Origin of the sequence: Mesorhizobium sp. WSM3864 (assembly GCF_002294955.1) — a bacterium.
Classification (GTDB): Bacteria; Pseudomonadota; Alphaproteobacteria; order Rhizobiales; family Rhizobiaceae; genus Mesorhizobium.
The window spans coordinates 299612-321189 of sequence record NZ_NSGD01000006.1; the positions used below are offsets into that span (position 1 = coordinate 299612).

Here is a 21578-nt window from a genome sequence, read left to right on the forward strand (position 1 = left end):
GATTGCGGTCCAGCGTGAGGATTCGCCCATGGACAAGAGCCCCGATGCTTTCCGCACCATCAGCGAGGTTGCGGAAGATCTCGACCTGCCGCAGCACGTGCTGCGTTTCTGGGAAACCCGTTTCAACCAGATCAAGCCGATGAAGCGTGGTGGCGGCCGCCGTTACTACCGGCCGCAGGATGTCGAACTGATCAAGGGCATCCGGCACATGCTTTATGATCAGGGCTATACGATCAAAGGCGTGCAGAAGCTGTTGCGCGAGAACGGCAACCATTTCCTGGTCGCGATCGGCAATGGCGACATGGCAGCCGTCGAGGCGATCGCGCAACGCCGCCAGGTTGAGCAAGTGCCGCTGACCGCGGCTGCCCAGCCGCGCGGCGACGAGGATGCGCTCGTCGGTCAGCCCAAGGTGAAGCCCAGCCGCCGTTTCTTCGGCCTTGGCAAGGGAGACGACGAAGGTCCCGTGCAGCCGGACTCCTCGAAATTGTCGCGCGACAACCGGGCCTTGCTGCAGGAGGCGCTCTTCGACCTTCTGGAGTGCAAGCGCCTGCTCGACCAGGTGCGTTGAGCTTCGGTTGCCGCTCCCGCAGCTTGGACGGCCGGCGTCCCTGACAGCCGGAACTGCTGTGGCATCCATGCGTTAGCCCTTCTCTGCAAGAGAAGGACATCAGGCATGGCGTGGTTTTCGACCCTTTCCGATCTCGATCTGGACAGGCAGGTCGCGGCGCTCTCGCGTCAACTTGACGATGTCAGGAAAGCCTTGGCAAAACGGGGCGACACCTATTACGAGGACGGCCGCGAGGCGGCGTCCGATTATTATTCGCACCTCGCCGACCGCTTTCACGAGGCGCTGCCGGCAATCAGGCGCCGGGGCAGGGCGCTCGAGCACACCGCGCGCGAGCATCCGGCCACCGTGGCCGCCGTCGGACTGGTCGTGGTCGGCCTGCTTGCCGGCCTTCTGATCAGCCGGCGCTGACCCCGGGCTGCGAAACAGAAATGGCGACCGTTCGCGCCGGCCGCCATTCCGTCAGCACGAGAGCCCAACCGGATGAAATCGGGATGGAGTGGGCTCCGGCTTCGATCAGTTCGCGAGCTTGATCCGGCTCTTAGGATCGACCTTCATGACCTGGCTGCACTTGCCGTAGACGGTGCCGTTCTTATCGGTGGCGTCGGTGTAGGTGCCCTTACAATCGAGCTGCAGCACCAGACAGGAGCCGGAGCCTTTGCAGACCGCGCCGCCGTCGCCGGTCGGATGCGTGCCGGCAAAGGCCGGCGCGGAAACCGAGCCGAAAGCCGAGACGACGAAGGCGGCGGCGAGCGAGATACGCTTGAAGTTGGTCATTTGAGCATTTCCTTCCATTGGTTGCTGGGAGCGCTTTCTGGCGTCCCGGTCGGGTTGAGGAACGCCTTAGTGGCGTCCATGACCGCTTGGTGCGGCCTCCAATGGAAAGGTTCATGGCCCGCGCGATTTTTGTCGCCTGGCGAGCATTGCTGTGAAGGTGTCAGGGTTCAGGGATTACCGTAGGTGCCGGATCTGCCAGCAGCGCTAAGCGCTCGTTGGGCAGTGGCGACTTGATGCGGCAAGAGGTCGGGACCGCTTGAAAAGCGATCGAACCCGGCTGCGCGCTCATCAGGGGACAGCGGGTGCTCAAAGGAGAGGCTTGTCCCACGAAGCGAAAAATTCCGATGGGAAGACTTGCGCGACCAATACAATGAAGGCCTGTCTTCCCATCGGCAGGTGGGAAGGATCAGGCCTTCTTCTCAACCACCTTCTTATGGTGGTGATGATGGTGGTGGTGATGATGATGATGGTGCCGGCGATGATGCTTGTGATGGTGGTGCTTTACCACCGGGGCCGCATCGGCGCTGGTCGTGCCGAGGATCGGCATGGTGAATGCCAGGGCCAGAGCCAGCCCGAGCGCGGAGAGGAGGGACTTCTTCATGATTTCGTTTCCTTTTACGCGGGCGTTCCGGAGTTCACCGGACCAAATCGGTGACCCAAGCCCCGCGATCGGCACTATCCTCCTCGATTTTTTCGACACTTTTTCCGGACTGTAGATTTTTGTTTCTGGATTGTTTCTGGCGAACCACGATCGCGCCGCGCGCTCTTGCGGGCGCGCATGGACGGCTCGACATCATGCTTTTCGAGCCTGATGCGTCAGCTGCGCGCCTCACATCGGCGGAGCCACGCCATGATTGCCGACCACCACCCGGCGCGAAACGAGCTTGCCGCCGCTGCCGCGCTCGGCGCTGACGAACACGGTCATGCCTGGCTTGAGATCCGCAGGCGCAGCGGGCGCGAATTTCACGATCGGCGTCGATTGCGGGATGGCGATCTCTTTCTTCTGGCCATTGCTGTAGGTCAGCGTCACGGTCCTGCCGTTGACCTCGGTCACGTCGGCGACAGTGCCGTTGGTCATTCGGCTGTTGGGCTGCAAATCCCAATCGCGGTCGCCTTCTCCGGTTCCCTTTAACGCCGCCGGGAAGATCACTACTTCCAGCGCGCCGCTGCCGCCGTCGGCCTTGGACACCGATGCGATGCCGAGGAAATCGCCCTGTTTGATATCGGCGGCCGACGCCTTGGCGACACCGGAGATCATCCAGTCGGGGGAAAGGGTGATCGTTTCGGTCTTGCCGTCGCGGGCTTTCACCGTCAGCGTCGTACCGGCGAGGTCGACCACCGTGCCGCGCAAGCGCACGGTGTCCGCCTGAGCGGCGCCCGCAAAGCCTGAAATCATGCCGAGTACGATAGCGAATAGCTTCAGTTTCATGGATTCCGATCCTCTTCAAAGGGGCTGGCGTCGCCCGCCTTCCGGCAAGCGACGGAGAGCTAACGAATCGGAGTGGGCAAAATGCCGGCGGGTGCGGCCTTCGGCGCTTCAAAAGATCTTGATTGGGCCTCGCGCCACCTTACATGTCGGTGGCCTGCGGCCTCGGCTCCCAGCCGATGAACCACGGTCACGATGGCGTGACGGCCAAAACGGCCTCTTGGCAAATCATCCGTTAACGGCCATTCTCCCGCCCGTCTCAGGCAACGCCACATTTCATCTGTGTTGTTTCATCCCAAGGAGTTGCCATGCCCAACACCGCAAGAAACGCTGTTTCCAACAACATCATTGCCGCGTCCGGCCTCAATCCGCTGAAAGCCGTCCGCGAAACGAGGGGATATACGATTGAGGAGCTTTCCTTGACCTGCGGCCTGGCCGTGGGCGAGATCGTCGACATCGAGGACGGCAAGGATGCCGACCCCGCCAAGCTCAGGCGTATCGCTTCCGCGCTGCAAGTGCCGGAAGAGGAATTGATCATGATGCCGACCGAAGAGAATCGGCCCACACAGCAATAGAGACGCCGAAGCGTCCGCGAAAAAAGCCCGCCATGGCCCGCCCTGGCGGGCTTTTTGCGCCTTCCACAGATGGTCCCCCGGCCCTTGCCAACTGCCAGCGCGCCATGCGGCAATCCCGGCCGCTGCCACGATTCGGCGGCATCGAGTTGCCAACATGCCTGATTGAGGTTTCGCTCATGAGCTTGGAATCGGTCCGCGCCTTCTTTGCCGAACATGCTCCCGACATCGAGGTGCTGGTCACCGAAGCGAGCTCGGCGACCGTGGCACTGGCGGCCGACGCCCATGGCGTGCTGCCGGCGCAGATCGCCAAGACCATCTGCCTGCGCGTCGGCGAGGAGACCATGCTGGTCGTGACCAGCGGCACTGCCAGGCTCGACAACCGCAAATGCAAGGACACGCTCGGCGGCAAGCCGCGCATGCTCGACGGCGAACAGGTGCTTGCCGCGACCAGCCACCCGCCGGGCGGCGTCTGTCCCTTCGGTCTGCCGGCGCCGCTGCCGGTCTTTTGCGATGTGACGCTCAAAGCCTTCGACGAGGTCGTCCCCGCCGCCGGCGCGACGAATGCCGCCGTGCGGATTGCGCCGCAGCGGATGGCCGAACTTGTAGACGCCAAATGGGTCGACGTGTGCCAGTAGGAGATTGGAGGGGACTTCTGGGGGGCAAGTCTCAGGCTTGAAAAATGGTCGGAGTGGCCGGATTCGAACCGACGACCCCTTGACCCCCAGTCAAGTGCGCTACCGGGCTGCGCTACACTCCGGACCGGGTGGCGATGTATCGTGAGAACCCCGTGCGGGTCAACCGAATTCGGCGGCTATTTCGCCGATGACTGTGCCGCAGCAGGGATGGCGCGCGCCAACCGCAATTCCTTTTGGTGCCGGTATTCCAGCGCGATCGCGCCCCAGATCAGCCCGAGCAGCAGATAGAGATGGCGCCAGTGATCGATGTCGATGAAGGTGCCGAGCCCGATATTGCCGAGATAGGCGACATAGGCGCAAAGCAGATAGGGCTGCCAGGGACGAGCGCGAAGGAGGATGCGGAAGCCGGCGCAGATCGTCCACAGGGTCAGCGTCAGGAACGAGACGAAGCCCAGCCAGCCATAGTCCATCAGCGCCTTCAGCCAGATGTCGTGCGTGTCCTCGCCGTAGATCGTGCCGAAGACCAGCGGGCCGATGCCGAACGGGTGTTCCAGTGCCAGCTGGAAGCCGATCGTATAGCGTGCGAAGCGGCCGAGGCGCGCGGTATCGTAGCTTTGCTCGAGATGCGCGCGCTGGGTGAACATGTCCGACACGCCGGGCAGTTGCAGGATGACGAGGATGGCGATGATCAGCAGCGCGAGCGCGGCGATCGTCATCACCACGACCCGCAGGCGGAACATGCCGCTGGCGCTCTGCAGGAAGAGGCATGCGGTGAGCAGCACCGCCGACACCGCGAACATGCCCCAGGCGCCGCGAGAGAAGGAGAAGAAGATGCCGGCGGTGATGATCAATAGCGGCACCGCCAGAAGCGGCATGCGCGATACTGGGCCGGTCAAGAGCAGATAGAGCAGGTAGGTGCCGGGCAGCACCAGGAACGGACCGAACACGTTCGGGTCCTGAAAGGCGCCGGCGGCGCGGTCGTATTTGGTGAACATCTCCGCGCCCGGAAAGGTATGGAAGTAGCCGGCGATGCCGAGCAGCGAGGTCGCCACAGCCGAGACCACATAGGCGATGAAGATCAGCCGGTAGAGGTCAGGCTGGACCGATGTCACCGAGGCGAAGAAGACCGCGCTGAAGGCGAGAAACAGCGAGACCGCCAGATAGAGCGGTGTGTTGGCAAGTTCCGCCATCTGCGTCATTGCGATCATGCCGCCGATGTTCATCGCCACCAACAGCACGAGCAGCGGCAATATCGCTCGCGATATTCTGAGGCGAAACAGCGCCCAGACGGCGATCAGCCCGGCCATGTAGAGTTCGTAAGGCGCCGGCTCGCTGATGACGAAGCCGGAAAGCAGGATGCCGACGACGATAGCGGCCGACGAGATCAGCGCGATCAGCTTGGCGTTGACCGCCTGCGGCGACAACTGCTTGACCGCCTGCGGCGGCAACTGGTTGACCGCTTGAGGCGGCAACTGGTTGACCGCTTGAGGCGGCAACTGGTTGACCGCGTCCGCTGGCAACTCCTGCGCGAGCGCGCTCAATAGGCGTTTTCCGTATTGAGCAGGCGCACGGGTGTCAGGAACAGGATGCGCAGGTCGAACAGCATCGACCAGTTCTCGATGTAGTAGAGATCGTATTCGGTGCGCATGCGGATCTTTTCATTGGTGTCCATCTCGCCGCGCCAGCCGTTGATCTGCGCCCAGCCGGTGACGCCGGGCTTGACCTTGTGGCGGGCGAAATAGCCGTCGACCACCTCGTTGTAGAGCAGGTTGTGCGATTGGGCGGCGATCGCATGCGGGCGCGGCCCGACCAGCGACAGCGAGCCGAACAGCGAGTTGAAGAACTGCGGCAGCTCGTCGATCGAGGTCTTGCGGATGAAGCGGCCGACGCGGGTGACGCGCGGGTCGTTCTTGGTGACCGTCTGCTTGGCGGTCGGGTCCGACCTGTCGGTATACATCGACCGGAACTTGTAGACCTCGATGACCTCGTTGTTGAAGCCGTGGCGCTTCTGCTTGAACAGCACCGGCCCCTTGCTGTCGAGCTTGATGGCGATCGCGGTGGCGAGCATCACCGGCGAGAAGACGATGATGCCGACAAGCGAGAAGATGATGTCGAAGCTACGCTTGGCGACCGAGTCCCAGTCGTTGATCGGCTTGTCGAAGATGTCGAGCATCGGCACCGAGCCGATGTAGGAATAGGCGCGCGGGCGGAACTGCAGCGCGTTGGAATGCGCCGAGAGCCGGATGTCGACCGGCAGAACCCAGAGCTTCTTCAAAAGCTGCAGCACGCGCGATTCGGCCGTCAGCGGCAGCGACACGATCAGCATGTCGATGCGGGCGATGCGGGCGAACTCGATCAGCTCGGAAATGGTGCCGAGCTTCGGGTAGCCGGCGACGATCGGCGGCGAGCGCTTGTCACCGCGATCGTCGAAGATGCCGCAGATGCGAATATCGTTATAGGGCTGCTTCTCGACCGAGCGGATCAGCATTTCGGCCGACTTGCCGCCACCAACGATGAGCGCGCGGCGCTCCATGCGCCCGTCGCGCGCCCAGCGCCTGATCAGCCTGGACATCACCAGTCTGAGCCCGAAGATCAGCACGAAGCCGACCACGAACCAGCTGCCGAACAGGAGGCGCGAATAGTCCTCCGAGGCCTTCATGGCGAAGGCCGTGAGAGCCATCAGCGCGAAGGTGCCGGCCCAGACGAGGAGCACGCGGCCGAAATTGGCGAGGGGGCGCATCAGCGCCGCGATCTGGTAGCTGTCGCTGACGTCAAGCAGCACCACCGCCAGGAACGAGGCTGCCGCGATCGTCAGCGGATATTGCCAGGCGAGATAGTTGAAGAACCCGACATAGTAGAAATAGAGGCACATGCCTGACACGAAGAGCACGGCGAATTCGACCATGCGCAGCACGCCGCTGACCATGATCGGCGACATCGTATCGCGCCGGTACTGCGAGGCGACCTGTCGCGCCACGTCATTGATACCGGGCACTTGACCTTCGGCCGGGCCGTCGAATTTGCGCACCGCCTCCATCGAAAAGCGGTGCGCGGGGTCGATCTCGTTCATGGGGATTGTCCGCGAGCTTCGCGCGAGTGAATAGCAAAAGAGAGCTAAGAAAGCCTTGAAACAACAGGTGGCTTTGAATGCGTATTGTTGCTTGCGACGACTGGTGGCTTTTTCGCGCGTATTGCTGGATTAGTAAATTCTAAAGCTTTAGCGCCGCGAAGTAAGCCTTCTCGATCTCGGCCGCCATCACGTCGGCCCCGAATCGCGCCTTCAACTCGGGGTTCTGCGGCATCAGCTTGCGGTAGGTGCCGCGATCGTCGAGAGCCGTTCTGAGCCTGTCGGCGAGCTGGCGGGCATCGGGCCGGATCAGGGCAGGGGAGTCTTCGCCGAAGATCTCGGGAATGCCGCCCACGGCGGTGGCAATCATCGGCATGCCGGCTGCCAGCGCCTCGAGCACGATATAGGGCATTGCTTCCGCGCGGGACGGGACGACGATCAACTCGGCCAGGGCGAAGGCTTCTCTGGCCGGCATCGGCGGCAGGAAGCGGACATGGCCCTTAAGTCCTAGTCGCTCCACCTGAGCGTGGTAGCGTGGCAGGTCGTCGCCGGCGCCGACCATCACCGCGCTTAACCGGCGGCCGAGCGCCCTGCCGGCCCGCGCCAGCGCGTCGATGAAGATGTCCGGGCCTTTGAGATCGCGCATCATGCCGATGTATATGAGATCGGCCGCATCGGCCGCCGGCGCCACCGGTTCGAACTCGACGGCCCGCAGGCCGTTATAGACCAGCCTGTTGGGGATGGGCGGCTCGCCGACCTTCCGTCGATAGGTTGTCCGCTCATAATCGGAAACGAACAGAAGGCAGTCGCTGAAGCGGGCCATGAAACGCTCCAGCGCGAAGAACAGCCTTCCGGTGGCCGTCGTTTCGTCATAGTGCAGCGAGCCGCCATGCGGCGAATAAAGGCGGGCCACGCGAGACCTTGAAACCCGCAACAGTGAGCCGAACAGACGGGCATAGGCGCCACCCTTGGCGCCATGCCCGTGCAGCACGTCCGGCCGCAATTCCTTGATGATTTGATAGGTGCGCCAGGCCGCGGCGATGTCGCCCGGTCCGATATGGCGCTGCATGGGCGTGCGATGGATGCCGAGCGCCAGGCGCTCCTTCATCGCTCCGAACAGCCGCTCCTCATAGTCGCCGCCCGTGGTCGAATCGCAGACGATACCCACGGAATGGCCGGCGGCGACCTGCGCCTCGGTCAGGTCGCGCACATGCCGGAAGATTCCCCCGACAGGTGAGCGGAAGCAGTGGACGATCCGAAGGTGAGCCGCCACGTTGATTTTCAGAACAGGCGTTCGCGGACGTAGACGGTGTCGCCGGGCAGGAGTGGATCGGATGTCTGCACCCTGCCGGTCATCACCTTGCCGTTGATGTCGCGGGTGATGTCGACGCTTTCCTGGTTGGCGCGCGGTGTGAAGCCGCCGGCGATCGCGATCGCCTTCTGCACTGTCAATCCGGGCACATAGGAATATTGCCCTGCGGCACCGACTTCGCCCATGACGAAGATCGGCCGGTAGCGGTCGATCTCGACCGAGACGTCGGGATCGCGCAGATATCCCTGGCGCAATTTATCGGCGATTTCCTTCTCGAGCTGCTGGGCGGTGTGGCCGCGCGCCGGCACGGCGCCGACGAGCGGGAAGGAGATGTAGCCGGACTGGTCGACGCTGTAGGTGTTGGTCAGCCCGTCCTGCTCGAACACCGTGACGCGGATGCGGTCGCCGGCGCCGAGTCTGTATGGCTGGTCGAGCACTTCATGAAAGGCGGCGGGCGCCGGCCGGTAGCTGGAACAGCCGGTAAGCAGCGACAAGGCGAGCATGGCGCGAAAGAGATGAGCAGTGCTTTTCATGATCGGACACGAACCTTCGTCGCTCTCGCCACCGGTGAGGCGGCCAACCCCAGGAAGTGCGCCCGTTATCATCCTGTTAGGGTTAATGGTCGGTAAAGGATGGGCCTTAGACTCATCGGCTGCTGGCAAAAAAGCCAATTGTTCTATTGCTTTCGCAGGACGTTCTTTGAGTGCGTTCTAATAAGTACGCATCCTGATCTTAACGGCTGAGTTACCATAGTTGTTTACGGTCCATCCTCGACTCAAAGTTCGGAGCAGGATGCATGTCCGTTCAGTCCGCGGCCGCAGATGTCGATGTCGACCTGAGACAGCTCTTCGCCAGCCTGGCGAGGAATTGGCTGCGTATTGTTCTCGTCGCGCTTGTCGTGACCGGGCTGGCGTTTGCCTTCGCCTGGCTGGCCACGCCGCAATATAAGGCAGTGGCCAAGCTGGAGATCGGGCCGCGCGAATCGGTCTTCACTCGGCCGGCCGGCACAACGAACGACGACAAGCCGGCAACCGATGAGGAGGCGGTGGCCACCGAGGTCCAGATCATATCGTCGCCCGATATCCTCAAGAAGGTTGCCTCGGACCTCAACCTGGAAAAACTGCCGGAATTCGACGAAGCGCTGAAGATGTCGGCGCTCAGTCGCGCGCTTGTGCTTGTCGGGCTGAAGAGCGATCCCTTCGACATCCCGCCGGAAGAGCGCGTGCTCAAGGCAATGCACGATAAGCTCAACGTCTACGGCGTTGAAAAATCCCGCGTAATCGCCGTTGAGTTCTCCTCGAACGATCCAAAGCTCGCCGCCCAGGTCGCGGACGCCATTGCGCAGGCCTACCTTGCCTCAAAGGGCAGTGCAAAGATGGAATCGAACACCGCCGCCACAGGCTTCCTTGGCCCGGAAATCACCGATCTGCAGAACCGGGTGAAGGATGCCGAAGCCAAGGTTGCCGCCTATCGCGCGCAATCCGACCTGTTGATGGGCGGCAACAATTCGGTGCTCGCGACGCAGCAGCTCTCGGAACTGTCGAGCGAGCTTTCACGGGTGCGCGCCAACCGCGCCGCCGCAGAGGCGACCGCCGACAGCGTGCGCAAGGCGCTGCAGAATGGCGGCACGCTGGACAGCGTGCCGGAAGTTCTGTCTTCCGAGCTGATCCAGCGCCTGCTCGAGCGGCAGGTAGAGCTCAGGACCAATATTGCCGATCTGTCGACGACGCTGCTCGACAACCATCCTCGCATCCGGGCGCTGAAGTCGCAGCTTGCCGATCTCAACGGCCAGATCCGCAACGAGGCGCAGAAGATCCTCAAGGGATTGGCGACTCAGGCACAGACCGCCAAGGCTCGCGAGGACCAGCTGGTCCAGGAGGTCAACACGCTGAAAGCCGCTTCGGCCCGCGCCGGCGAGCAGCAGGTGGAGCTCGATGCGCTGCAGCGCGACGCCAATGCCCAGCGCCAGCAGCTCGAATCCTATATGGCAAGCTACCGCGAGGCGGCCTCGCGCGCGGACCGCAACTATCTGCCGGTCGACGCCCGTCTGCTTTCCAAAGCACAGGTGCCGACCGAACCGTATTTCCCGAAGATCGGCCCGATCACTGGTGCCGCCGCCGCCGCGTCGCTGCTGCTGATGGCGATCAGCACGCTTCTGAGGGAATTGTTCTCCGGCCGTGCCATGCGTCCGGCCGCCGGAGCCCGATTCGAGCCGATCGAACAGGTGGCGATGCCGGTGGCGCGCACCGAACCGGCGCTCGCCGATGCCGAGGATGAAGCTAGCGACGATTCGGTCGCTGACGAGCGGATCGGGCAGGGCACCGTCATGGAGGCAGCGCCTGCCGAGCCGGTAGATCCACCAGACCCGGCACAGCCCGAAGCGCGCCGGTCATGGCAGCCGAGGCTTGGCGAGATCGATGTCGAGAAGGCGGCGGAAAAGCTGATTGCCTCGGGTGCCGCGCGCGCCATCTTTGTCTCCCCGGAAGGCGACGAGGCCGCCGCCACCGCCGTGCTGGTGGCGCGCGAAGTGTCGGATGCGGGCCTCCGGGTGCTCCTGCTCGATCTCACCGCCTCGGGCGCCGCCTCGCGCCCGATGCTGGACAGCGGACTGCTTCCCGGCATCACCAATCTGCTGGCCTCCGAGGCGCAGTTCAGCGACGTCATCCATCCCGATCTCTATTCGGACGCGCATGTGATTCCGGTCGGTACCGCCGATCCTATCCGCGCCATGCGCGCCGCCGACCGGCTGCCGATCATCATGCAGTCGCTGACCACGGCTTACGACCTCGTCGTTGTCGAATGCGGCCCTGCCGACGCACAAGGCATTGGCCGACTGGTCGGCGATGGCACGGAAGTCTTCCTGTCGATGCTTGAAGCCGATGACGAGGTGACGCAGGCGGCGGTCAAGCTGATCGAGAACGGCTATCCGGATGTCACGCTGGTCACGCCGGTTGGCCATGAACCGGGAGATCCATTGCCCGGACGCCGGTCGGCAGCCTGAACAGATATCGCCCGCGAAGCGCTCGGATTTTGAGTCTCGCGCTGGCGGACGACGGTCAGGCGTCGTCCTCGGCAACAATAGGGGCGGCCTGTCCGGCAGCCTTCCGTCGCAAGCTCTTGGTCAGTTTCCACACCGTCGGACTGTTCTTGATGAAGGCCTTCGCCCGCGCGCCTTGCCGTAACCCTGTGGCTAGCACGCGACCTTTCAGCGTCAGCGGCATCAGCACCTCGAAATGCTGGACCTCAATGTCGCACCAGAGCCGCTTGTAGGGCTCGTCGCCGACCGAGAAATCATAGAGGTCGAAGCCTTGCTCGCAGGCTTCCTGGATGTTGTCGAAGAACAGGAAGTCGCCAGGGCTGGTGAAGGCGAGATCATCCTCGGCGATCGCGCCGAACTCGCAGATCAGGCGCTTGCCTGAGCGGCTGGAGCTGGTAACGGCGCGAAGTTTTCCCGCTACCTCCAGCCCATGCAGCAGGAAGGATGGCTCCTGCTCGGCAAGCGCATCGGCAAACAGCGCCCGGAAGAAGGCGCGCACGCCTTCATCGCCGAACACGTTGGCGATGCCCATCTTGGCGAAGCGCGCCTGCTTCATGTCGAAGAAAGCGTCGAGCAACCTGTCGACCTCCTTGCGGCTTCGCCCCTCGATACGGCGGAAGCTGCCGACGGCCTCGAACTTGCGCGTCTGCGAGCGGTGCTTCTTGCGCTTCCGCTTGCCGCTCGCGCGGCTGAGCAGCGCGTCGAAGCCGCCATCGAGGTCGACGGCCAGCGCAAGGTTAGGGCTCGGAAAATTGGGCAACGCGGCGAGCGGGTTGGCGGTGCCGTCGAGATCGGGCAGCAGCCGCTCCAGCGAAACGAGGTCGATGTCGGGCCGTGCCGTGGCGATTGACGAGAGCAGGGAGCGGATCGCAGGACCGTTTACAGCAGGCAAAAGCCGCGGGTCGGTTGCGGGGAAATTGCCGTTGGCATGACGTCCGCCGGTGAAACGAGCGACGCGGAACGGGCCGTTTCGGACCACTTCCAGCGCCAGCGAAAGAGCCGGTCGACCCTCGATGCTTAGCGTGGCGACCGCCATATCGGCTTTGGTCTTGGCCGCCCAGTTGCTCACCCAGGACGCGCTCTGCGCCGGAGCAAACAGCGCCGAAGCGCAGAATTCTGCATAGCCCGCAAGACCGGTGCCGTCGGTCACCGCCGCCGTCAGTCTGCCTCGGCTCGAGGCAGGCGCACGCGCCGGCGCTTCGTTGGCAGCGACGCGATTGCCGTCAAATGACGCGGCGGCGTCAACCATCCCTCAATCCTTAAGACGTATTGGTTGCAACCTGGGGTTCGCGTAGGTCCTTGGATGAGCCTAGGCGCAAAAGGTGAAGGAATGATCGACGGGGCCGAGGCAATCCGGAAGCTGGCGTTGAACGTTGCCCGCTACACCGGTCTCGCTCCGCTGGCGAGGCCGTTTGTCGGCGGCATCGGTGCCATCTTGATGTTGCATCGCGTGACCGCGACGCCCGAGAAGCCGAACAGCGTCAATCGCCATCTGAACATCGCCCCTGCCTTCCTCGACAAGCTGATCGCCGACATGAAGGAAAGGGGCTATGCCTTTGTTGCCCTTGATGAAGCGATCGAACGCATCGAAGCGGGCGGCAAACACGGCCAGTTCGCCACCATCACCGCCGACGATGCCTATCGCGACAACATGACGGAGGCGCTGCCGGTATTGGAGAAGCACGGTGCGCCGATCACCATCTATGTCGCGCCCGGCCTGATCGACGGTGCCGTCGACCTGTGGTGGGAGGTCATCGAGGATATCGTCGACACCGGCTCGCACCTGACGCTGAAGACTGCGAGAGGATCGACGGTCGTCGATTGCTCGACACCCGGCCGAAAGATCCAGACCATTGCAAGGCTGAACGCGTGGTTGACCCTGGAGGTCCCGGAGGAAGAACAGGGCGCCGCGCTGCGTGAACTGGCGCGCTCCAACGGCATCGAGCTCGGCACCGGCCGCCCCGGCACCCTGATGAGCTGGGATGAGATTCGCAAGGTGGCCGCCCATCCGCTGGTGACGATCGGCGCGCACACCGTCAACCACCGCAACCTCAAGCGGCTGTCCGAGGCGGAAGCGCGTCACGAGATCGGCGACGTCCGCCGTATCCTCATGGAACGGCTGGGCGCAGAGCCGCGCCACTTCGCTTACCCCTACGGTTATCCCAGCGCGGTCGGCTGCCGCGAGGTCGGCTTCGCTCGTGATGCCGGCTATGTCTCGGCGGTGACGACCCGGCATGGCGTCCTGAGACCCGAGCATGCCGGTTTCCTGCATGCGCTGCCGCGCATCTCCGTCAACGGCCGCTACCAGAGCGTCGCCCATATCCGCACGATGCTGTCGGGTGTGACGACGCCGCTTGCCAATGCCGGCAAGATGGTCGTCACCATTTAGCCCGAAGGCGCGTCAGCATCTGTGGAAATAGCGGTAGGTGTCCGGCGCGTTCATCCATTTGAGCTGTGACGCAAGCCCGCCATGCGCGTTGATCCAGCCTCGGATGTCGGCAGCATAGGCATTCCACAAGACGGCGGTCATGTCGGTGCGGTGCGCCAGATGGAAGCCGAAGCTTGCCGCAGGCATCACGCAGATGCGGCTGCGGCGAATATAGCCGAGCAGCACCGTGCAGGCCGACTGGCATTTGCCTGCGGACATTGACGCCGCGCGCGGCGAGCCCCTTCCAGCGCTGGCTGTACGCGGCGACGCTGCCGCCATGATCGTCCGACACGTTGATGGTTTCGGCGGCTGCCATCGAGGCCGCCATGCAGGCGATGATCAGGATCAATCCCGCGAACGAGGCTTTTGGCATGACGCAAGCCCTCCCTGCCATGCGGTCAAGCCAGGCAAGTTACTCCCAAGGCGCAATCAGGTATGAATCACGTTAGCGTTGGCGCGGCCGCGCTCAGCCCTTCTGAGGCGGCTCCAAGATCAGCCATTTGATGATGCCCATCGCCGGCAGCACCCAGAGCAGGCCGCTGAGCAGGAAGAACAGGAAATGCGCCAGGGAGCCGTATTCGGCGAGCCTTGTGACCGCGATGGCCGAGGCGATCAGCGCGTAGATGACGACCAGCGCCACCAGCAGGATGGTTCCGATCAGCTTTTTCAGGCGAATGGGCATGTCGCGGTCCCGTTGACCCGCCTCGCTTAGGCCGATCGGGGAGCGGGCGCAACCGCCGCGGGCCGGCGCGACGGCGTGCCGCGCTGTCCGGTCTTGCCAGCCGGGCGGCCATGGTCCACCAATCCCGCGATTTCAACTGCCGGGAAACTCCCATGGCCGCCATACCCACCACGGCCCCATACGCCGCCCGCGACCGCGATCTGCACAACCGCGCGCTGGTGCGCGGCTGGCTTTATTTTGTGCTGGTCGTGCTGGCCGCGCTGGTGCTGGTCGGCGGCGCCACAAGGCTCACCGGTTCCGGCCTGTCGATCACCGAATGGCAGCCGATCCACGGCGTGATCCCGCCGCTTAACGATGCCGAATGGCAGGAGGAGTTCCAGCGCTACCAGCAGATCCCCCAATATACAGAGCTCAACAAGGGCATGAGCCTAGATGCGTTCAAGTCGCTCTTCTGGTGGGAATGGGTGCACCGCATCCTCGCCCGCAGCGCCGGCGCGGTCTTCGCCTTGCCGCTGCTGTTCTTCTGGGCGACGGGGCGCATCGAACGCGGCCTCGGGCCGAAGCTTCTAGGTATACTTCTGCTCGGCGGCCTGCAGGGCGCCATCGGCTGGTGGATGGTGGCCTCGGGTCTGGTCGACCGTGTCTCGGTCAGCCAGTACCGGCTGGCGACGCATCTGACGCTCGCGGCGCTAATCTTCACCGCCACCATGGTTGTCGCGCGAGGATTGGCGCCGCACTCCGAGCGCACCGCCGACCGCTCGACCCAGCGGCTTGCCGGCGCGATCGTGCTCTTGGCAATGATCCAGATCTATCTCGGCGGCCTGGTTGCCGGCCTCCACGCCGGCCTCTCCTACAACACCTGGCCGCTGATGGACGGCAAGGTGATCCCGGCCGATCTCCTGCTCTTGAAACCCGCCTGGCTGAATTTCTTCGAGAACCCCAAGACTGTGCAGTTCGTGCACCGGCTCGGCGCTTACACGCTCTTTGCGGTGGCGCTCTGGCACATGATCGCCACCTGGCGGCGTCAGCCCGGCACCACGCATGCCCGCCGCGCCACGCTGCTGTTCCTGCTGGTGCTGGCGCAGGCCTCGATCGGCATCGGCACGCTTTTGATGCAGGTGCCACTGCATATGGCGCTCACCCATCAAGGCGTCGCGCTGATCGTGCTCGGCTTCGCCGCCGCGCACTGGCGCGGCACCAAGGGTGCCTATCCGCTGCCGACCGAGATCGCCGTCAGAGGCTGAGGCGCGCCTTGCGCATTGTCGCTCAGTGCTTGATGCCGAGCATCAGGTCCAGATTCTGCACGGCAGCGCCGGAAGCACCCTTGCCGAGATTGTCGTAGACGGCCAAAAGCAGCGCCTGCGCCCGCTCGTCATTGGCGAACACATAGACCTTCATCCGGTTGGTGCCGTTATAGGCCTCCGGATCGATCTCCGGCATGCGCTCCATATGCGTATAGGGCGCAACCTCGACCACGCCGCCGCCGACCGACGCATAGTGATCGGCGATCGCCGCATGAAGCTCGGCGCCGCTCGGCACACGGTCGAGGCCGCCCAACTGCAGCGGCACCACCGTGATCATGCCTTGCGCGAAATTGCCGACGGCGGGCTGCATGATCGGATCGTGCGACAGCTTCGCGTAGGTCCTGAGCTCCGGCACATGCTTGTGCTGCAACGTGAGCCCATAGGGCAGGAATTCAGGCGCGTCCTCGCCCTTGCCGACATAGTCCTCGATCATCGGCCGGCCGCCGCCGGAATAGCCGGAGATGCCGTTGACGGTGACGGGGAAATCGGCAGGCAGCAGGCCGGCCGAGACCAGCGGACGCAGCGTCGCGATAGGGCCCTGCGGCCAGCAGCCGGGATTGGCGATGCGATTTGCGCTGGCGATCTTGTTGGCCTGATCCTTGTCCATCTCGGCAAAGCCGTATTCCCAGCCTTCGGCCACACGATGCGCAGTCGATGCGTCGATGACCTTGGTCGTATCGTTCTCGATCAGCGATACGCTTTCCTTGGCCGCGGCATCCGGCAGGCAGAGGATCGCGACATCGGCGGCGTTGAGGAATTCGGCCCTGGCGGCGGCTTCCTTGCGGCGGTCGGCGGGAATGGAGATGATCTCCAGATCGCCGCGGTCGGCCAGCAGCGCCCTGATCTGTAGGCCTGTCGTGCCATGTTCGCCGTCAATGAAGATTTTCGGTTTCATCGGTTGCCAAAATCCCTGCGATTCCAGAGCTATATGCCTTGAGCGTTATGTAGGACGGCATGAGTGCCGTTGTTCAGGTCGTCGAGCCGCGCCTTCCTTTCGGCCACCAGGCCGAGATAGTGCATGGCGATGATCGATCCGGCGATCGCCGTAATATCGGCATGATCATAGGCCGGCGCAACCTCGACGACGTCGGCACCGACGATATCGATCTGGCCGAGTTGGCGCAGCGTCGAAAGCATCTTGGCCGAAGACGGGCCGCCGGCCACAGGCGTGCCGGTGCCCGGCGCGAACGCCGGATCGAGGCAATCGATGTCGAAGGTAAGATAGGTCTTCCTGCCGCCTGTGCGCTCCACGATCGCGTAGGCGATGTCGGAGGCGCGCATCTCCTCGACTTCATGGCCGTAGATGATCTTGATACCGAACGTGTCCGGCGCATGGGTGCGGATGCCGATCTGGATCGAGCGGTCTGGATCGATGACGCCTTCTTTGACCGCGCGGGCGACGAAGGAGCCGTGATCGATGCGCCTGCCGTCGTCCGGCCAGGTGTCCTGATGCGCGTCGAACTGCACCAGGGCCAGCGGCCCATGGATCGCTGCATGCGCCTTCAGCAGCGGCCAAGTGACGAAATGATCGCCGCCGAGCGTCAAAAGAAATGCGCCTGAGCTCAGGATCTTGGCCGCCTCGCGCTCGATCGTACCGGGCGTCTTCTGGTGGTTGCCGCTGTCGAGCAGGCAATCGCCGTAGTCGACCACGGCGAGCTGTTCGAACAGGTCGCGCGAGAACGGATATTGCGGATCGTTGTCGAGGATCGCCGAGGCGCGGCGAATCGCCTGCGGCCCGAAGCGCGCGCCGGGACGATTGGTGACCGCGGCGTCGAAGGGAATGCCCCACACGACGGCGTCCGCGCCCTTCGCATCCTTCGTATATTTGCGTCGCATGAACGACAGCGCGCCGGCATAGGTCGGCTCCAACGAAGCGCCCGTTTTGGAACGGGCGGTGAAGGCGTGGTCGATCTCTTGGTTCGCCATTACGGGTCCTCGGTTGTCATCGGGGAGCCACAACTACAGAACCGGCACGCAACTTGCCAGTCACAGCTTGCCGATATCGAGCGGCGCTCGAGGAGTGCCACGGCAACACAGGATTTGTCTCGCCATGACGCCTCGCCAGGCGGATTTGAGCAAACACCTAGCCGGCTTCGTTCACCTCCCTGTCATGGGCATCGCCTAACCGGGTCCCGACCCGGAACGGAGCGATTCCCCGATGCGAACACTCTGGCTGAGCCTTCTTCTGTCCGCCGCGCTTGCGACGGCCTCGAGTCAAACCTTAGCCGGTGAGACGCGCGCCGCCCAAATCCTCGACCGCTTCGAACACGCCAACCAGTGGCGCGACCATGTGATGATCGCGGCGCATCGGGCCGGCAGCATGCAGGCCGGCAAGACGCTTTATGCCGAGAATTCGCTTGCCGCGGTCGAGGGCTCGATCGCGATCGGCGCCGAGATAGTCGAGGTCGATGTGAGGCGCTCGAAGGACGGCGCGTTCGTCATCATGCATGACAGCTGGCTCGACCGTACCACGAACTGCAAGGGCGAGGTGGCGGAATATACGCTGGCGGAGCTGAAGAAGTGCCGGCTGGTGATCGAGGGCACCGGCGCCGTCACCAGCGAGCCGGTGTCGACGCTGCGCGAAATGCTGCTGACGACCAAGGACAGGATCCTGATCAATCTCGACAACAAGCTCAAGGTGACGGATCTGCCCGGAATGATCGCGGTCGCCCGCGATCTCGGCATGGCCGATCAGGTGATCGTCAAGGAGAACCTGTGGAACCAGGCGCGCATTGAAGCCGCGAAGGCCGCGCTCGCCCAGGCGGGCGGCGGCTTCCAGTTCATGCCGATCCTTGCCGATGACGCCGTGCACGATGCCGCCTTTGCCGGCCAAGTCGACAAGGCGTTCGCGCCACGCGCTATCGAGCTGATCAACTGGCGCAACGGCGCCGAGACGCTGACCGCAAACGGCGGCCCGCTGTTCAGCACGCGCATGCGGGCTACAGCCGTCCGCGGCGACTGGCACCTCTGGGCCGATACCTATGCCATCGTCAACAAGCCGGGCGGCTTCCTTGCCGGCGGCCGTGGCGACGAGCTGGCGGTCGCTGCCAGCCTGCCGCGCGAGGCTTGGGGTTTCTGGGTCGATCGCGGCGCCACCATCATCCAGACCGACGAGCCAAAAGCGGCGATCGAATGGCTGGCTGCCAATGGCTATCGCGTGCCGTACACGACGGACATCAAGCAAGCCGAGTCGGCGCATACGGCCAGTATTAACTAAGCTGACGTCGGCGCTTCACCCCGCCCGGCGCTTCGCGCCGACCTCCCCATCGAGGGAGGTAGAGCGTCGTGCCAGCCTGCCATCGCCGCATGCCTGCGACATCCATGAAATGCTAAACCAGCGCTTGAGCGTAAAGCGCGGCGCCTTACCTCCCCTTGATGGGGAGGTCGCGCCGCAGGCGCGGGCGGGGTGCTGCGCCGACCTACGCCGCTTTCGCCACCCCATCCAACTCGCGCAGCACATCCGCCGACAGCTCCAGCTCCGCTGCCGCAAGGTTCTCCCGCAGATGCCCGACCGACGACGTGCCCGGGATCAAAAGGACGTTGGGCGAACGCTGCAACAACCACGCCAGCGCAACCTGCATCGGCGTCGCGCCGAGCCGCTCGGCCACGCCGGACAGCGTCGACGATTGCAACGGGCTGAAGCCGCCAAGCGGAAAGAACGGCACATAGGCGATGCCGTGGCGCGCCAGTTCATCGATCAGCGCGTCGTCGTCGCGATGCGCCAGATTGTACTGGTATTTAGGACAATGGCGGCCGAACTCAACGACCTCCAGGCATTCATGGCCGTGGCCCGCGCCGGCGGCTTTCGCGAAGCAGCTCGCGCCACCGCCGGCAGCGCGTCAGCGCTCAGCGAAGCCATCCGCCGTCTGGAAACTCAACTCGGTGTTAGGCTCTTCAACCGCACCACGCGTAGCGTTGCTTTGACCGAGGCTGGTGCCAGCCTGCTGGCGCGGCTCGGCCCCGCATTGGGCGAGGTAGAAGCTGCGCTCGATGTGGTGAACGGCTTTCGCGACCGGCCCGCCGGAACCTTGCGTCTCAACGTGCCGATAAGCGCCTCGCGGCTGGTGCTGCCCAAAATCGTTCCGGGATTTCTCGCGGCCTATCCCGCCATTCGCCTGGAGGTGATCGCCGAGGAGAACTTTGTCGATGTGCTGGTGGCCGGCTGCGACGCCGGAATCCGCTATGACGAGCGGCTGGAGCAGGACATGATCGCGGTGCCGATCGGACCGCGCGCGCAGCGCTTCACGACCTTCGCCGCGCCGTCCTACCTTGACCGGCACGGTCGGCCGCAGCACCCGCGCGACCTGCTTGGCCATGCCTGCGTGCGCGGCCGCTTTCCGAGCGGGGTCATGACGCCCTGGGAGTTCGAGCGGGACGGCGAGGTGGTGCGGGTCGATCCCACGGGGCCATTGGTCGTCAGCATCGGTGGAGGCGTCGATCTCGCTGTCGATGCGGCGATCGCCGGCGTCGGCATCCTTTGGCTCTTCGAGGACTGGGTCCGCCCGTATTTCGACAGCGGCGTCCTGGAACCTGTGCTCCAGCCGTGGTGGCAAAACTTCTCGGGGCCGTTTCTTTATTACCCTGGCCGGCGCTTGGTGCCGGCACCGCTGCGCGCGTTCATCGACTACATAAAGACGCCGGCCGGGCACTGGTGACGGAAACAAAAAAGCCGCCCGGAGGCGGCCTTTTCGAAATGCTTGGACTTCGCAGCGCTTAGCGCTTCGAGAACTGGAAGCTGCGGCGGGCCTTGGCCTTGCCGTACTTCTTGCGCTCGACCACGCGGCTGTCGCGGGTGAGGAAGCCGCCCTTCTTGAGCACCGAACGCAGGCCCGGCTCGTAATAGGTCAGCGCCTTGGAGATGCCGTGACGCACGGCGCCCGCCTGGCCGGAGAGACCGCCGCCGATGACGGTGGCGACGATGTCGTACTGGCCGGCGCGGTTGGCGGCGACGATCGGCTGGTTGAGAATCATCTGCAGCACGGGACGCGCAAAATAGGTCGCGAATTCCTTGTCGTTGACGATGATCTTGCCGGAGCCCGGCTTCACCCAGACGCGCGCGATCGCGTTCTTGCGCTTGCCAGTGGCATAGGCGCGGCCCGACTTGTCGAGCTTCTGGACGTGGACAGGCGCGGCCGGCTGCGCGGCGGTCGTGACAGTCCCGAGTTCTGCGAGCGAGGAAAGCTCAGCCATTACGAGGCCCTCTTGTTCTTGGAGTTCAGCTTGGCCACGTCGAGCGTGACGGGCTGCTGGGCCGCGTGCGGATGCTCAGTGCCTGCATAGACGCGGAGATTCTTCATCTGGCGGCGGCCAAGCGGGCCGCGCGGGATCATGCGTTCGACAGCCTTCTCGACGACGCGCTCGGGGAAGCGGCCCTCGAGCAGCTGGCGCGCGGTGCGCTCCTTGATGCCGCCGGGATGGCCGGTGTGCCAGTAATAGACCTTGTCGGTGTACTTCTTGCCGGTGAACACCACCTTGTCGGCATTGATGACGATGACATTGTCGCCATCATCGACATGCGGGGTGAAAGTGGGCTTGTGCTTGCCGCGCAGATGGTTGGCGATGACAGTGGCAAGGCGGCCGACGACGAGACCCTCGGCGTCGATCAGCACCCACTTCTTCACCACATCCGCAGGCTTCTGCGAAAAGGTAGCCATGGTTTTGCTCTCAGGTTGACCGTCCTGTCCGCGAACGGCAGGAACAGGCGTTTTTTGTTGCTTGAATTGACGGAGAGGCCAAGCCGTCCGGCAATAACAAAACGGCGGCCCTTGCG

23 protein-coding genes, 1 tRNA gene and 1 pseudogene are annotated in these 21578 nt (G+C 63.9%); 9 read left to right on the forward strand and 16 right to left on the reverse strand.

Annotation, left to right across the window (positions count from 1 at the left end; translation table 11 throughout):
* Positions 1-28: 28 nt before the first annotated feature.
* The gene (locus CK215_RS16095; RefSeq protein WP_095831481.1) at positions 29-568 is read left to right on the forward strand and encodes a MerR family transcriptional regulator; all 540 of its coding nucleotides are present in this window, start codon (positions 29-31) and stop codon (positions 566-568) included.
* A 105-nt stretch (positions 569-673) separates the two neighbouring features.
* Entirely contained in the window at positions 674-976 is a 303-nt protein-coding gene (locus CK215_RS16100) for a DUF883 family protein (RefSeq protein ID WP_095831482.1), read from the forward strand.
* A 105-nt stretch (positions 977-1081) separates the two neighbouring features.
* On the opposite strand, the gene CK215_RS16105 is transcribed toward CK215_RS16100, so the two are convergent.
* The 3 genes from CK215_RS16105 to CK215_RS16115 form a co-directional block, all read right to left on the reverse strand.
* The gene (locus CK215_RS16105; RefSeq protein ID WP_067000787.1) at positions 1082-1342 is read right to left on the reverse strand and encodes a hypothetical protein; all 261 of its coding nucleotides are present in this window, start codon (positions 1340-1342) and stop codon (positions 1082-1084) included.
* A 406-nt stretch (positions 1343-1748) separates the two neighbouring features.
* Entirely contained in the window at positions 1749-1943 is a 195-nt protein-coding gene (locus CK215_RS30780; RefSeq protein WP_127246941.1) for a hypothetical protein, read from the reverse strand.
* 228 nt (positions 1944-2171) lie between these two features.
* Positions 2172-2771: a hypothetical protein gene (locus CK215_RS16115; protein ID WP_067000792.1), complete on the reverse strand. Its 600-nt coding sequence runs from the start codon at positions 2769-2771 to the stop codon at positions 2172-2174.
* 305 nt (positions 2772-3076) lie between these two features.
* Between CK215_RS16115 and CK215_RS16120 the strand changes: the two genes are divergently transcribed.
* Positions 3077-3343 carry a helix-turn-helix transcriptional regulator gene (locus CK215_RS16120; RefSeq protein ID WP_067330074.1) on the forward strand — a complete coding sequence of 89 codons (267 nt, stop codon included), beginning with the start codon at positions 3077-3079 and terminating at the stop codon, positions 3341-3343.
* Between the two features lie 176 nt (positions 3344-3519).
* Complete coding sequence (locus CK215_RS16125; RefSeq protein ID WP_095831523.1) at positions 3520-3978, forward strand: YbaK/EbsC family protein; 459 nt, start codon at positions 3520-3522, stop codon at positions 3976-3978.
* Between the two features lie 45 nt (positions 3979-4023).
* Here the strand turns inward: CK215_RS16125 and CK215_RS16130 are convergent.
* The 5 genes from CK215_RS16130 to CK215_RS16150 form a co-directional block, all read right to left on the reverse strand.
* A tRNA-Pro gene (locus CK215_RS16130) sits at positions 4024-4100 on the reverse strand.
* Between the two features lie 54 nt (positions 4101-4154).
* A complete protein-coding gene (locus CK215_RS16135) occupies positions 4155-5402 on the reverse strand; it encodes an O-antigen ligase family protein (protein WP_095831524.1) in 1248 nt (415 codons plus the stop codon).
* Positions 5403-5515: 113 nt separating this feature from the next.
* Positions 5516-7048, reverse strand: a complete 1533-nt coding sequence (locus tag CK215_RS16140) for an undecaprenyl-phosphate glucose phosphotransferase (protein WP_095831483.1) — start codon at positions 7046-7048, stop codon at positions 5516-5518.
* 139 nt (positions 7049-7187) lie between these two features.
* Complete coding sequence (locus tag CK215_RS16145) at positions 7188-8318, reverse strand: glycosyltransferase (RefSeq protein WP_095831484.1); 1131 nt, start codon at positions 8316-8318, stop codon at positions 7188-7190.
* A gap of 8 nt (positions 8319-8326) precedes the next feature.
* The gene (locus CK215_RS16150) at positions 8327-8890 is read right to left on the reverse strand and encodes a polysaccharide biosynthesis/export family protein (protein ID WP_067000804.1); all 564 of its coding nucleotides are present in this window, start codon (positions 8888-8890) and stop codon (positions 8327-8329) included.
* Between the two features lie 263 nt (positions 8891-9153).
* Here CK215_RS16150 and CK215_RS16155 point away from each other — a divergent pair, with 263 nt between their 5' ends.
* A complete protein-coding gene (locus CK215_RS16155; protein ID WP_095831485.1) occupies positions 9154-11358 on the forward strand; it encodes an exopolysaccharide transport family protein in 2205 nt (734 codons plus the stop codon).
* Positions 11359-11413: 55 nt separating this feature from the next.
* On the opposite strand, the gene CK215_RS16160 is transcribed toward CK215_RS16155, so the two are convergent.
* Positions 11414-12643 (reverse strand): GNAT family N-acetyltransferase, encoded by a 1230-nt coding sequence (locus CK215_RS16160; RefSeq protein WP_095831486.1) that lies wholly within the window; start codon positions 12641-12643, stop codon positions 11414-11416.
* Positions 12644-12724: 81 nt separating this feature from the next.
* Between CK215_RS16160 and CK215_RS16165 the strand changes: the two genes are divergently transcribed.
* Positions 12725-13783, forward strand: coding sequence for a polysaccharide deacetylase family protein (locus tag CK215_RS16165; protein ID WP_095831487.1), 1059 nt, complete (start codon positions 12725-12727; stop codon positions 13781-13783).
* Positions 13784-13795: 12 nt separating this feature from the next.
* Here CK215_RS16165 and CK215_RS31795 read toward each other — a convergent pair whose 3' ends face one another.
* Positions 13796-14041: a hypothetical protein gene (locus tag CK215_RS31795; protein ID WP_245418697.1), complete on the reverse strand. Its 246-nt coding sequence runs from the start codon at positions 14039-14041 to the stop codon at positions 13796-13798.
* Positions 14042-14288: 247 nt separating this feature from the next.
* Entirely contained in the window at positions 14289-14504 is a 216-nt protein-coding gene (locus CK215_RS16175; protein ID WP_067330098.1) for a DUF2842 domain-containing protein, read from the reverse strand.
* Between the two features lie 152 nt (positions 14505-14656).
* Between CK215_RS16175 and CK215_RS16180 the strand changes: the two genes are divergently transcribed.
* On the forward strand, positions 14657-15748 hold the full coding sequence (locus CK215_RS16180) for a COX15/CtaA family protein (protein ID WP_095831488.1): 1092 nt from the start codon (positions 14657-14659) through the stop codon (positions 15746-15748).
* Between the two features lie 22 nt (positions 15749-15770).
* Here CK215_RS16180 and argC read toward each other — a convergent pair whose 3' ends face one another.
* Entirely contained in the window at positions 15771-16703 is a 933-nt protein-coding gene (gene argC, locus CK215_RS16185) for an N-acetyl-gamma-glutamyl-phosphate reductase (RefSeq protein WP_067000827.1), read from the reverse strand.
* Positions 16704-16732: 29 nt separating this feature from the next.
* The gene (gene speB, locus CK215_RS16190; protein WP_067000830.1) at positions 16733-17734 is read right to left on the reverse strand and encodes an agmatinase; all 1002 of its coding nucleotides are present in this window, start codon (positions 17732-17734) and stop codon (positions 16733-16735) included.
* Between the two features lie 232 nt (positions 17735-17966).
* Between speB and CK215_RS16195 the strand changes: the two genes are divergently transcribed.
* Positions 17967-19025, forward strand: a complete 1059-nt coding sequence (locus tag CK215_RS16195) for a glycerophosphodiester phosphodiesterase family protein (RefSeq protein ID WP_095831489.1) — start codon at positions 17967-17969, stop codon at positions 19023-19025.
* Between the two features lie 202 nt (positions 19026-19227).
* Here CK215_RS16195 and CK215_RS16200 read toward each other — a convergent pair.
* Positions 19228-19542: pseudogene (locus CK215_RS16200) on the reverse strand (aldo/keto reductase); the annotation flags it as partial.
* Between the two features lie 12 nt (positions 19543-19554).
* On the opposite strand from CK215_RS16200, the gene CK215_RS16205 reads away from it, so the two are divergent.
* Positions 19555-20463, forward strand: coding sequence for a LysR family transcriptional regulator (locus CK215_RS16205; protein ID WP_095831490.1), 909 nt, complete (start codon positions 19555-19557; stop codon positions 20461-20463).
* 58 nt (positions 20464-20521) lie between these two features.
* Here the strand turns inward: CK215_RS16205 and rpsI are convergent, their stop codons facing one another.
* Positions 20522-20998, reverse strand: a complete 477-nt coding sequence (rpsI, locus tag CK215_RS16210) for a 30S ribosomal protein S9 (protein ID WP_066989448.1) — start codon at positions 20996-20998, stop codon at positions 20522-20524.
* Positions 20998-21462 carry a 50S ribosomal protein L13 gene (gene rplM, locus CK215_RS16215; protein WP_066989450.1) on the reverse strand — a complete coding sequence of 155 codons (465 nt, stop codon included), beginning with the start codon at positions 21460-21462 and terminating at the stop codon, positions 20998-21000. Before rplM ends, rpsI begins: the two co-directional genes overlap by 1 nt.
* Positions 21463-21578: the final 116 nt, after the last annotated feature.